Below are 11,912 nucleotides of genomic sequence, written 5' to 3' on the forward strand. Positions count from 1 at the left end.
GTTGAACCCGGAACGCTAGAAAGAACGGGCCATCTCGCCAAGTGGTAAATTGCCTTCACCAGCGCGTGACTTCCCCTGCCCCGGCCTTGCGCTATCTCAGCCCCAGCGGCAACCCTACGCCAGAGGAGGACCATCATGTTCCGAAAATCAATGTTCAAACCCGCCATTCTGACCCTCGCCATCACCTTGGGCCTCGCGACGCAGAACCGTCCTGCCGCAGCAGCGCAAACCGAGGTGCTGACCGTCGCGGGCGGCTGTTTCTGGTGCGTCGAGGCGGATTTCGAATCCGTCAAAGGCGTGAAAGAAGCCGTCTCGGGCTTTGCCGGGGGGCGCACCCAGAACCCCACCTACAAACAGGTCACCGGCGGCAACACTGGCCACTATGAGGCCGTGCAAATCCAGTTCGACCCAGACGTGGTCAGCCGCAAAACGCTGCTGGATCTCTTTTTCCGCTCAATCGACCCGACGGATGCGGGCGGCCAATTCTGTGACCGAGGGGAAAGCTACCGCACCGCGATCTTTGCGGGCAGCCCCGCCCAGAAAAGCGCTGCAGAGGCGGCAAAGGCCGAGGCGCAGACCGCCCTCGGCGCCAAAGTCGTGACCCCAATCCTTGGCGATGCGCCGTTTTATCCGGCTGAGGATTACCACCAAGACTACTACAAAAGCAGCGAGCGGCTGGCCTTCAGCAGTGTCGGCGTGGCGGTCAAAAAATCAGTCGCCTACAAACGCTACCGCAACGGCTGTGGCCGGGATGCCCGTGTGAAACAGCTTTGGGGCAGCGCGGCACCCTTTGTGAAGTAACCGCGACACCGATCGCTTAGGTACGAAAATCGTGATCCCGGATCTCTTTCAGGTCGGGGATCACATCCGCGGTGCCATGGCGCATGACCATCAGCGCCCCGGCGCGCATCGCCAGATCAATCGCCTGCGGCATGGTCATCCCCCGGTCCAACCCCGCGACCAGATAGCCGGTAAAGGTATCCCCCGCCCCGGTCGTATCCACCGCCTCAACCCGATAGGCGGGGTAGCTTTCCACCAGATGCGCCTTGTTAGAGACCCATTCGCAGCCCCCGGCGCCCAGCGTCACCACGATGTCATCGACAGGTAGTTGCCGCAGCTCGCCCCCCGTCGCGGCCCGAAGCTGCGCCGCTTCGACCTCGTTCAATACCAACAGATCGATCTGGTCTAGGATCGCCGTCACCGCGGCTGCATCGAAAGGCGCGGCGGCATAGGCCAGCCGCAGGCCCAATGTTTTTGCGGTCCGAGCCGCGAACCGCTGGCCGTTGGTCTCATTCTGCATCAACAGCCAATCGCCAGAGGAGGCCTCACTCAGCGCCGCGCCGATCATCTCATCGGTGATTTCGTGGTTGGTGCCGGGGAAAATGACGATGTTGTTCTCGCCCTCAAGATCAACGGCGATATTGGCGTGGCCGGTGACCCCCTCCATCAAGGTGATATGCGCCGTCTCGACCCCGTATTCCAACAGCCGTTCCAGCGCCCAACCGCCATCGGCCCCAAGCGCGCCGACATGCATCACCCGCGTCCCGGCGCGGGCGGCGGCGACCGACATATTGGCCCCCTTACCGCCCAGCCCTTGCCGAAAATTGCGGGCCGAAATCGTCTCCCCCGGCCCCGGCAGATGGGGCAACAGATAGAAGTTATCCGCGTTGATAGAGCCGAGGTTCCAGATCATCAGCCCACCTTGCAGGCCGCGAGAATGGCCATGTTAAGAATGTCATTCGCCGTGGAGGTGGAGGAGCAGATCTGGATCGATTTGTCCAAGCCGGTGAGGATCGGCCCGATCACCGTGGCCCCCGCCATCTCTTGCATCAGCTTGACCGAGATGCTGGCCGAGTGCCGCGCTGGCACCACGAGGATATTGGCAGGCCCCGTCAGCCGCGAGAACGGGTAGTTCGCCTGACTGGCCGCGTTCAGAGCCACGTCGACGGTCATCTCGCCTTCGTATTCGAAATCGACGCCGCGCCGATCGAGCACTTCGGGCGCGAGGTGCATCTTTTCGGCGCGTTCCGAGACGGGGTAGCCAAAGGTCGAGAAGCTGACGAAGGCAACCCGCGGCTCCAGCCCCAGATGCCGCGCCACACGCGCGCCGCTTTCGGCGATATTGGCCAGATCGTTCTCATTGGGCCATTCATGAACCAACGTGTCCGCGATAAAGACGATGCGCCCCTTGTGCAGCAACGCCGTGATGCCTGCGGCTCCGGCTTCGGCATTTGCATCAAAGACGTGATTCAACCGTTCCAACACATGCGCCGACTTGCGGGTGGCCCCGGTCACCAGACCGTCGCCGTGCCCATGTGCCAGCATCAGGGCCGCAAAGACATGCCGGTCGCGAGAGGCAAGGCGGTGGATATCCTTGCGGTCGAAACCCTTGCGCTGCAGCCGACCATAAAGGAAATCTTTGTATGTTTCCAAATGCTGTGTATTGGCGGCGTTCACCACCTCCAACTCGCGCACCGCGTCGGCCATGCCCGCTTCTTCGAGCTTGGCACGCACGTCATCCTCGCGGCCCACGACCAGCGACTTGCCGAGACCCGCACGCTGGTACATCACTGCCGCGCGCAGCACCTTGGGATCATCACCCTCAGCAAAGATCATCCGCGCCTGATTGGCCCGAGCGCGGGCGTTGATGCCGCGCAGGATGCTCGCCGTCGGGTCCATCCGCGACTTCAGACCCAGTTCATAGGCATCCATATCGATGATCGGTCGTCGGGCGGCCCCTGTGTCCATCCCCGCTTTGGCCACGGCAGGCGGAATGCGGTGGATCAAACGCGGATCAAAGGGCGTGGGGATGATATAGTCGCGACCAAAGCTCAGCGTGCGGCCATAGGCCAGCGCCACTTCATCGGGCACATCCTCACGCGCCAGTTGCGCCAACGCATGGGCGCAGGCGATCTTCATCTCATCGTTGATGGCGCGTGCGTGAATATCCAGCGCACCGCGAAAGAGATAGGGAAAGCCCAGCACGTTGTTAACTTGGTTCGGATAATCCGACCGCCCGGTGGCGACGATGGCGTCCATACGGACCTCATGCGCCTCTTCGGGGGTGATCTCTGGATCCGGGTTCGCCATGGCGAAGATCACCGGGTTATCGGCCATGGAGGCGACCATTGTAGGCGTCACCGCGCCCTTGACCGAAACCCCAAGGAACACATCCGCCCCCTTCATCGCCTCTTCAAGCGTGCGCAGCTCGGTATTGGCGGCATGGGCCGATTTCCACTGGTTCATGCCCTCGGTACGACCCTGATAGATCACACCCTTGGTGTCGCACATGATGCAATTGTCATGCCGCGCGCCCATCGATTTGAGCAGTTCCAGACAGGCGATGCCCGCCGCCCCCGCACCGTTGAGCACGATGCGCACGTCTTCGATCTTTTTGCTCGACAGATGCAGCGCGTTGATCAGGCCCGCGGCACAGATCACCGCCGTGCCGTGCTGGTCGTCATGGAAGACGGGGATGTCCATCTCTTCCTTCAGACGCTGTTCGATGATGAAACACTCAGGCGCCTTGATGTCTTCGAGGTTGATGCCGCCAAAAGTTGGGCCCATCAGCTTGCAGGCGTTGATGAAAGCCTCGGTATCCTCTGTATCAAGCTCGATATCGATCGAGTTCACATCGGCAAAGCGTTTGAACAGAACCGCCTTGCCCTCCATCACTGGCTTGGACGCCAGCGCGCCGAGGTTCCCCAAGCCCAGCACCGCCGTCCCGTTTGAGATCACCGCCACCAGATTGCCCTTGTTGGTGTAGTCATAGGCCGTCTCGGGGTTTTCCGCGATCGCCTCGCAGGGCACCGCCACGCCGGGGGAATAGGCGAGGCTGAGGTCCCGCTGGGTGGTCATCGGCACCGTGGCCGAGATCTCGAATTTGCCGGGCGTCGGCTCAAGGTGAAAGGCAAGCGCCTCTTCAGAGGTGATACGGTTCTTTCTGGTCACGATATGGCCCTTCCCTTGCTTTGGAATCTTCTTAGCCACGATCGGACGCCTGCACAACGCAAGCGCCGCGTCAGAGCAAAATTGCCCGATAAAGGCCGCCCATCACGCCTGCACCCCCTTTCCCTGCTTCGGGGGGTTTTGTAGGGTCCGCGCTGCAATAGGGGGCCGCCGTGCAGACAGAAAAAGTAACGCCAATGATGGCGCAATATCTTGAGCTTAAAGCGGACCACGCGGATGCGCTGCTGTTCTACCGCATGGGCGATTTTTACGAGATGTTTTTCGACGATGCCGTGGCCGCTGCCGAAGCGCTGGACATCGCGCTGACCAAACGCGGCAAGCATCAGGGCAAGGACATCGCCATGTGTGGCGTGCCGGTCCATGCTGCCGAAGGCTATCTGTTGACGCTGATCCGCAAGGGCTTTCGCGTGGCGGTCTGCGAGCAGATGGAAAGCCCCGCCGAGGCCAAGAAACGCGGCTATAAGTCAGTCGTGAAACGCGATGTGGTGCGGCTGGTGACACCCGGCACCCTGACCGAAGAGAGCCTGCTGGAAGCCCGCCGTCACAACTACCTCGCGGCCTTTGCCGAGGTCCGTGACGCCTGCGCGATGGCATGGGTCGATATATCGACCGGCGCATTCCACGTGATGCCCTTGGCGCAGGTTCGTCTGGGGCCGGAACTGGCCCGCCTCTCGCCGTCTGAATTGATCGTCTCTGAGGCGAAAGAGAGTGAATTGCACGAAGTCGTCTCTGATTTCGGGATCGCGTTGACGGGCTTGGCCCGCTCGGCCTTTGACAGCACCAGCGCGGAAAAGCGGGTCTGCGACCTGTTTGATATCGCGACGCTTGAGGCATTCGGCAGCTTCACACGCGCGGAAGTGTCGGCCATGGGAGCGGTAATAGAATACCTAACAATCACGCAACGCGGCAAGCTGCCCCTGCTCCGCCCCCCGCAGAAAGAGGCCGAAGCGCGTACCGTACAGATCGACGCGGCAACCCGGCGCAATCTGGAACTGACGCATTCTCTGAATGGCGGACGCGGCGGGTCTTTGCTGTCGATCATGGACAATACCGTCACTGCCGGGGGCGCGCGCCTGCTGGAACGGCGGATCTCAAGCCCCTCGCGGGTCGTTGACGTGGTGTCCGCCCGCGCCGATGCGGTCAGCTTTGCCCATGAGAATGCCCGTCTTGCCGAAGACATGCGCCGTCGGCTGCGCAATGTTCCGGACCTCGACCGCGCATTGTCGCGACTTTCGCTTGACCGGGGCGGCCCGCGTGAACTTGCCGCGATCCGCAACGGGTTGATCGAAGCCGAGGCTTTACACCAGAGCCTAACACAACAGGAACTGCCAGATCTGCTGCGCGAGGCCGCCGAAGGTTTGCAGGGTCATGGCGACCTCATCGACCTGCTGGATCAAGCCTTAGTCGCCGAACCGCCGCTGATGGTGCGGGATGGCGGCTTCATCGCGCCCGGTCACGATGGAGACCTCGACGCCGCGCGCGAGTTGCGCGACGAAGGGCGCGGCGTAATCGCGGGCATGCAGCAGCAATTTGTTTCTGACACGGGGATTTCCTCGCTCAAGATCAAGCATAACAATGTCTTGGGCTATTTCGTCGAATGCACCGCGACCCATGCGGAAAAAATGCTCTCTCCGCCGCTGTCAGAGACCTTTATCCACCGTCAGACAACGGCGAACCAAGTGCGGTTCACCACCGTCGAACTGTCTGAGTTGGAGACGAAAATCCTCAACGCTGGCAACCATGCGCAGGAGATCGAAAAACGGCTCTACGAAAGCCTTCGGAGTGCCATTTTGGAACATGCAGCAGAGATTGGCCAAACCTCTGCCGGGCTGGCCGAGGTCGACCTTGCGACAGGTCTGGCCGATCTTGCGCGGAGCGAGAATTGGACCCGCCCGCGCGTTGATATGTCTCGGGCATTCGACATCAAAGGCGGGCGGCATCCGGTGGTTGAGCGCGCTTTGACCCAACAATCGGGCGAGCCTTTCATCGCCAATGACTGCGACCTTAGTGCCGAGGGCGAAGCCGCGAACATCTGGCTGCTGACCGGCCCGAACATGGCCGGTAAATCGACCTTCCTGCGGCAGAACGCCCTGATTGCGCTGATGGCGCAAATGGGCAGTTTCGTGCCCGCAAGCTCGGCCCATATCGGCGTTATCAGCCAGCTTTTCAGCCGCGTCGGCGCGTCGGACGATCTGGCGCGCGGGCGCTCGACCTTCATGGTGGAGATGGTCGAAACCGCCGCGATCCTGAACCAAGCGGATGACCGCGCCTTGGTCATCCTTGATGAAATTGGCCGCGGCACGGCCACTTATGATGGCCTCTCTATCGCTTGGGCGACGCTGGAACATCTGCACGACGTTAACCGGACACGGGCGCTGTTTGCCACGCACTATCATGAAATGACGGCGCTGGCGGGCAAGCTGCCGGGTGTCGACAATGCCACGGTAGCGGTCAAGGAATGGGAGGGCGAGGTCGTCTTTCTCCATGAGGTGCGCAAAGGCGCGGCAGACCGGTCTTACGGGGTGCAGGTCGCGCAACTGGCGGGCCTGCCTGCGCCGGTGATCGCACGCGCCCGCGTGGTGCTGGAGGCGCTGGAAAAAGGCGAGCGCGAAGGCGGCGCGACGCAAAAGACCCTGATCGACGATCTGCCGCTGTTCGCCGTCAGCCCGACTCCTCAGCCGAAGCCCGCGACGACATCGGCTGTCGAGGAAAGGCTGAAAGAGATCATCCCCGATGAACTCTCCCCCCGTGAAGCGCTTGAGCTGATCTACAAACTGAAAGAGGCGGCCAAATCCTGACCGCCTCTTTCAAAGATATCTGACTGGGCTTAGCTCGCCGGGGTCGAAGACACCCCAACCTGTGCGGGGCGCAGCAGACGGTCGTGCAGCATGAAGCCTTCGGCGGCGACCTGAATGATCTCGCCCGCGACGGTGCCGGGCACCGGGGCTTCGAACATCGCTTCGTGATGCTTGGGGTCGAACTTGTCGCCCACTTCGGGTGCGATCACTTCGATGCCGTGCTTTTTAAAGACGTTCAGCAACTCGCGCATCGTCAGCTCCACACCTTCCAGCAGCGGGCCAAAAGCCTCTTTCTGCTCTTCGGTGGTGGTTTCCAGCGCACGCTTCATGTTGTCGTAGACCGGCAGCATGTCACGGGCGAGCTTGGAGCCACCGTAGTTCTCGGCCTCGCGCCGATCCTTGTCGGAGCGTTTGCGCGCGTTCTCGGCATCGGCCAGCGCGCGCATGAAACGGTCGCGGTATTGGTCACGCTCGGCGCGCAACTCTTCCACCGCAAGGGCTTCTTCGTCGATCTCGGCCATGTCTTCGGCGTATTCTTCAGCTTCGGCGCTGTCGATCTCGTCCAAAAAGTCGTTTTCTTTCGGCTCTGCCATGTTCCACCTCTAGTTCCGGTCGGAAATCAGCTTTCCCACCAGTTGTGCCGTGTAGTTCACAATCGGCACGATACGTCCATAATTTAAGCGTGTCGGGCCAATGACACCCACGGCGCCGATCACCTTACGATCAGCGTTCATATAAGGGGAAACGACCAGAGAGGAACCCGAAAGTGAGAAAAGTTTGTTTTCGGAGCCGATAAAAATGCGTACACCGTCCCCGTCTTCGGCCAGTTCGAGGAATTCGGCGATGTCTCGCTTGCGCTCAAGGTCATCAAAGAGGCTGCGGATACGGTCGAGGTCTTCGGCTTCCCCCTCTCCGCTCAGCAGATTCGACCGGCCCCGGACAATCAAGCGTTCGGAATGCTCCCCTTCTGCGTCCCAGAGCACGGCACCGCTCTCGACCAGTTGCTGGGCCAAGACGTCAATCTCCTGACGGCGTTTGGCGATCTCTTGTTTGATGCTGCGTTGCAATTCGCTGAGGGTCTTGCCCTCAACGAAAGCATTCAGAAAATTCGCCGCCTCGCGCATCGAACTGGGCGTTTGCCCCGGCGGAGGCGTGAAAAGCCGGTTTTCCACATGGCCATCGGAAAAGACGAGCACAACCAAGGCCCTATCAGGTGACAGAGAGACGAATTCGATATGCTTTATCGGCGCTTCGTGCTTCGGCGTCAGCACAAGGGAGGCGCCATGCGTTACCCCCGACAAGGCAGAGCCAATCCGGTCCAAAAGCCCGCCCACATCGGACGAGTTATTGCCCAGCGTCGCGTCGATCTTTTCGCGGTCCAACTCTGTCGGGTCGCCGATCTCAATCATGCCATCGACGAACATCCGCAGCCCCAATTGGGTTGGAATCCGCCCGGCCGAGACATGCGGGCTGTCGAGCAGCCCCATGTATTCGAGATCCTGCATCACATTGCGGATCGTCGCTGCCGAAACCTTTTCACTGAAGTCGCGCGTCAGCGTGCGCGACCCGACGGGATCGCCACTTTCCAGATAGCCTTCGACCACCCGGCGAAACACTTCGCGGGACCGGTCGTTCATGTCTTTCAGCAATTCAGGCGTGTTTTTCATCGGTGCTCGCTCTCTTCCCCAATAAAGGTACAAGCCGGGCAAACGTCAATCGGGGTTGCATCAAAGCCTTGTGGGGCGGTATCCCCGGGCAACATCAAAAAGGATATGTCATGCGTCCCTCTGGCCGGAAACTCGATGAAATGCGCGCCGTCTCGATCGAGACAGGTTTCACCAAACACGCCGAAGGGTCGGCCCTGATCAAGATGGGCGACACCCATGTGCTGTGCACCGCCACGATCGAAGACCGCGTGCCGCCGTTTATCAAAGGCTCCGGTCTGGGTTGGGTCACCGCCGAATACGGCATGCTGCCCCGCGCTACCAATACACGAATGCGCCGTGAGGCCGCGTCGGGCAAGCAAGGGGGCCGCACGGTCGAGATCCAGCGCCTGATCGGTCGTGCCCTGCGCGCCGGTGTCGACCGCTCCGCTCTGGGAGAGCGTCAGATCACTGTCGATTGTGACGTGCTTCAGGCCGATGGCGGCACCCGCTGCGCGTCGATCACCGGCGGTTGGATTGCCCTGCGGTTGGCCGTGAACAAACTGATGAAAGCGGGCGATGTCGTCTCTGATCCGCTGGTTGATCCGGTCGCCGCGGTAAGCTGTGGCATCTATGCAGGACAGCCGGTGCTTGACCTCGACTATCCCGAAGACTCTGAGGCCGGCGTTGACGGTAACTTCATCATGACCGGGTCCGGCAAGCTGATCGAAGTCCAGATGAGCGCCGAAGGCTCTACCTATACGCGCGACCAGATGAACCAGCTGATGGATCTGGCCGAAAAAGGCGTCGGCGAACTGGCCGCGATTCAGAAATCGGTCACCGCATGACACGCAAGTTCACCGAAAGCCGGATCCTGATCGCCACCCATAACGCGGGCAAACTGGACGAAATGCGCCAGCTTTTCGCGCCCCACGGGGTAGAGGTCGTCGGCGCGGCAGAGATGAGCCTGCCCGAGCCCGCGGAGACCGAGACCACATTCGTTGGCAACGCCCGGATCAAGGCACATGCGGCGGCTAAGGCCACCGGCATGCCCGCCTTGGCCGACGATTCCGGCATTGAGGTCGAAGCGCTGGCCAACGCCCCCGGTGTCTATACTGCCGACTGGGCAGAGACCGAGAATGGCCGCGATTTCATCATGGCCATGACCAAAACGCGCGACCTGCTGGAGGAAAAAAACGCCCCCTACCCGCGCCGCGCCCGCTTTTGCGCGACGCTGGTGCTGGCTTGGCCCGATGGCCACGACGAAGTCTTTGCGGGTAAGGTAAATGGCTCGCTGGTTTGGCCCATGCGGGGTGAACAAGGGCATGGCTATGACCCGATGTTCCAACCCGATGGGCATGACATCACATTCGCCGAGATGGACGCGGAACAGAAAAACAGCATCAGCCACCGCGCCGATGCTTTTGCGAAATTGATTGCGGGCTGTTTTGGCTGAAGATTGGCAACAGGGCGGCTTCGGCCTCTATATCCACTGGCCATTTTGCGAGGCAAAGTGCCCCTATTGTGACTTCAACAGCCATGTCAGCCGCCGGATCGACCAAACCGCCTGGCGTGATGCCTATCTGGCAGAGCTCCAGAGAGCGGCGGATGAGACACCGGGCCGCGTCCTCAACGCAGTCTTTTTCGGGGGCGGCACACCCAGCCTGATGGACCCGGATGTCGTGGCCGATATCATTGCCGCGATCCGGCGGCACTGGCCCACCGCAAATGATCTGGAGATCACGCTCGAAGCCAACCCCGGTTCTGTCGAAGCAGGCCGTTTCGCCGCCTACCGACAAGCCGGCGTTTCACGTGTCTCTATGGGAATTCAGGCGCTCAACGATTCAGATCTCAAGCGTTTGGGCCGCCTGCACTCTACTAAAGAGGCGTTGACGGCTTTCGACATCGCCCGCAATACGTTCGAACGGGTCAGTTTCGATCTTATCTATGGCCGTCAGGATCAGACCGCGGCCCAATGGGAAGCCGAGCTAAAGCAGGCTCTATCGCTTGCGATAGACCATATTTCGCTCTACCAACTGACCATCGAACAAGGCACCGCTTTCGATGACCGCTACGCCCGTGGCAAGCTGCGCGGCCTGCCCGACGAAGACTTGGGCGCGGATATGTTCACTCTGACACACGACATTTGCAACGATATGGGCATGCCCGCCTATGAGGTCTCAAATCACGCACGCGATGGCGCCCAATCGCGTCACAACCTGATCTACTGGCGCTATGGCGATTACATCGGTATCGGCCCCGGCGCGCACGGACGGCTGACGCTTGGCGGACAAAAACTAGCAACCGTCGCCTACAGCAATCCGCAACGGTGGCTTGATGGGGTCGCAAAAGGCGAAGCGGAGAAACCCCGCGCCGCCATCAGCCGAAGCGAACAGGCGACCGAGTTTCTCCTTATGGGTCTACGCCTGAAAGAAGGCGTCGATCTGGTTCGCTACGCCGATATCGCCGGGCATGAAATCGACGAAAAGGCGGTCGATCACCTGCAAGATATTGGCATGGCAAAGCGCGAAGGAGGCAGATTAACCGTGTCCGATCAAGGCGTTATAGTTCTAAACGCCGTGATCGAAACGCTTTTGCCCTAAGACCCGCCCAGCAGGCGGCAGATCTCGTCCAACTGGTCAAGCGTGGTATAGTGCAACGTCACCTTACCCGCTTCTTGGCCCGGTTTATGGTCCAAACTAACCTTCATACCAAGGTTAGCTGACAGGTCGCCTTCAAGCGCCTGAGTATCGGCGTCTTTCTCTGAGCGCTGCGAGAGGCGCTCTTTATTTACCATATTACCGCGCTCGCCAGCCTGATCTCTCTTGACCAACGCTTCGGTTGCGCGCACGGAAAGGCCACCCTTGATGACCTGCTGGGCCAATTTCATCGGGTCCTTTGCCGGGATCAGCGCCCGCGCGTGCCCCGCGCTCAATTCATTCTGACGCACCATTTCCTGCACCGGATCTGGCAGGTTCAACAGACGCAAAAGGTTCGCAATATGGCTCCGGCTCTTGCCAAGCGCCTCTGCCATCTTCTCCTGCGTGTGCCCGAATTTATCCATCAGCTGACGATAACCCGCCGCTTCCTCGACCGAGTTCAGGTCGGCCCGCTGGATGTTTTCGATGATCGCAACTTCGAGCACTTCAACATCGGTGAACTCGCGCACAATAACCGGAAGGCTATGTATCTTCGCGATTTGCGAAGCCCGCCAGCGCCGCTCACCAGCGACGATCTCGAAGTTGCCATTGTCCAGCGCACGCACGATTAGGGGCTGAATGACCCCCTTTTCCTTGATAGATGCGGCGAGATCGTCCAGATGCTCTTGCTCAAACCGTTTACGCGGCTGATCTGGGTTCGGCTTGATCCGCTCAATCGGAACGAACTGCTCCGCCGCCGCGGCCCCCTTGGCGGCCACGCTCTCTGTCTCAGCTACATCCGCCATCAGTGCCGAAAGCCCCCGGCCAAGGCCCCGTTTACGCTCTTGTTTATCTGCCATACT

At 60.6% G+C, this 11,912-nt stretch carries 10 protein-coding genes; 5 read left to right on the plus strand and 5 right to left on the minus strand.

The window, feature by feature from the left end; genetic code table 11:
* Nucleotides 1-135 precede the first annotated feature (135 nt).
* Nucleotides 136-801 (plus strand): peptide-methionine (S)-S-oxide reductase MsrA, encoded by a 666-nt coding sequence (gene msrA / locus B5M07_RS00425; protein ID WP_120349789.1) that lies wholly within the window; start codon nt 136-138, stop codon nt 799-801.
* 16 nt (nt 802-817) lie between these two features.
* Here the strand turns inward: msrA and B5M07_RS00430 are convergent, their stop codons facing one another.
* Both B5M07_RS00430 and B5M07_RS00435 read right to left on the minus strand, forming a co-directional pair.
* Nucleotides 818-1,693, minus strand: a complete 876-nt coding sequence (locus B5M07_RS00430) for a ribokinase (protein WP_120349790.1) — start codon at nt 1,691-1,693, stop codon at nt 818-820.
* Nucleotides 1,693-3,951: an NADP-dependent malic enzyme gene (locus B5M07_RS00435; RefSeq protein ID WP_120349791.1), complete on the minus strand. Its 2,259-nt coding sequence runs from the start codon at nt 3,949-3,951 to the stop codon at nt 1,693-1,695. Before B5M07_RS00435 ends, B5M07_RS00430 begins: the two co-directional genes overlap by 1 nt.
* A gap of 194 nt (nt 3,952-4,145) precedes the next feature.
* Here B5M07_RS00435 and mutS point away from each other — a divergent pair, with 194 nt between their 5' ends.
* On the plus strand, nt 4,146-6,767 hold the full coding sequence (gene mutS / locus B5M07_RS00440; protein WP_120349792.1) for a DNA mismatch repair protein MutS: 2,622 nt from the start codon (nt 4,146-4,148) through the stop codon (nt 6,765-6,767).
* 29 nt (nt 6,768-6,796) lie between these two features.
* Here mutS and B5M07_RS00445 read toward each other — a convergent pair whose 3' ends face one another.
* The gene (locus tag B5M07_RS00445; RefSeq protein WP_067630818.1) at nt 6,797-7,360 is read right to left on the minus strand and encodes a nucleotide exchange factor GrpE; all 564 of its coding nucleotides are present in this window, start codon (nt 7,358-7,360) and stop codon (nt 6,797-6,799) included.
* A 9-nt stretch (nt 7,361-7,369) separates the two neighbouring features.
* On the minus strand, nt 7,370-8,434 hold the full coding sequence (hrcA, locus tag B5M07_RS00450; protein WP_120349793.1) for a heat-inducible transcriptional repressor HrcA: 1,065 nt from the start codon (nt 8,432-8,434) through the stop codon (nt 7,370-7,372).
* 110 nt (nt 8,435-8,544) lie between these two features.
* Between hrcA and rph the strand changes: the two genes are divergently transcribed.
* From rph to hemW, 3 genes are read left to right on the plus strand one after another with little or no spacing between them, the layout of a single operon-like run.
* A complete protein-coding gene (gene rph, locus B5M07_RS00455) occupies nt 8,545-9,258 on the plus strand; it encodes a ribonuclease PH (protein WP_067630810.1) in 714 nt (237 codons plus the stop codon).
* The gene (rdgB, locus tag B5M07_RS00460) at nt 9,255-9,866 is read left to right on the plus strand and encodes an RdgB/HAM1 family non-canonical purine NTP pyrophosphatase (RefSeq protein WP_120349794.1); all 612 of its coding nucleotides are present in this window, start codon (nt 9,255-9,257) and stop codon (nt 9,864-9,866) included. The genes rph and rdgB overlap by 4 nt, the downstream gene beginning before the upstream one ends.
* Nucleotides 9,859-11,013 carry a radical SAM family heme chaperone HemW gene (gene hemW, locus B5M07_RS00465; RefSeq protein ID WP_120349795.1) on the plus strand — a complete coding sequence of 385 codons (1,155 nt, stop codon included), beginning with the start codon at nt 9,859-9,861 and terminating at the stop codon, nt 11,011-11,013. The genes rdgB and hemW overlap by 8 nt, the downstream gene beginning before the upstream one ends.
* Here the strand turns inward: hemW and B5M07_RS00470 are convergent.
* Nucleotides 11,010-11,909 carry a ParB/RepB/Spo0J family partition protein gene (locus B5M07_RS00470; protein WP_120349796.1) on the minus strand — a complete coding sequence of 300 codons (900 nt, stop codon included), beginning with the start codon at nt 11,907-11,909 and terminating at the stop codon, nt 11,010-11,012. The genes hemW and B5M07_RS00470 overlap by 4 nt on opposite strands.
* Between the last annotated feature and the right edge of the window lie 3 nt (nt 11,910-11,912).

Source organism: Sulfitobacter sp. D7 (assembly GCF_003611275.1).
In the GTDB taxonomy this organism is placed as follows: Bacteria; Pseudomonadota; Alphaproteobacteria; order Rhodobacterales; family Rhodobacteraceae; genus Sulfitobacter; species Sulfitobacter profundi.

What these genes read in the sequence shown, in the direction of transcription:
- msrA (WP_120349789.1), top strand. Translation starts at nt 136, where the DNA reads ATGTTCCGAAAATCAATGTTCAAACCCGCCATTCTGACCCTCGCCATC.
- B5M07_RS00430 (WP_120349790.1), bottom strand. Translation starts at nt 1,693, where the DNA reads ATGATCTGGAACCTCGGCTCTATCAACGCGGATAACTTCTATCTGTTG.
- mutS (WP_120349792.1), top strand. Translation starts at nt 4,146, where the DNA reads ATGATGGCGCAATATCTTGAGCTTAAAGCGGACCACGCGGATGCGCTG.
- B5M07_RS00445 (WP_067630818.1), bottom strand. Translation starts at nt 7,360, where the DNA reads ATGGCAGAGCCGAAAGAAAACGACTTTTTGGACGAGATCGACAGCGCC.
- hrcA (WP_120349793.1), bottom strand. Translation starts at nt 8,434, where the DNA reads ATGAAAAACACGCCTGAATTGCTGAAAGACATGAACGACCGGTCCCGC.
- rph (WP_067630810.1), top strand. Translation starts at nt 8,545, where the DNA reads ATGCGTCCCTCTGGCCGGAAACTCGATGAAATGCGCGCCGTCTCGATC.
- rdgB (WP_120349794.1), top strand. Translation starts at nt 9,255, where the DNA reads ATGACACGCAAGTTCACCGAAAGCCGGATCCTGATCGCCACCCATAAC.
- B5M07_RS00470 (WP_120349796.1), bottom strand. Translation starts at nt 11,909, where the DNA reads ATGGCAGATAAACAAGAGCGTAAACGGGGCCTTGGCCGGGGGCTTTCG.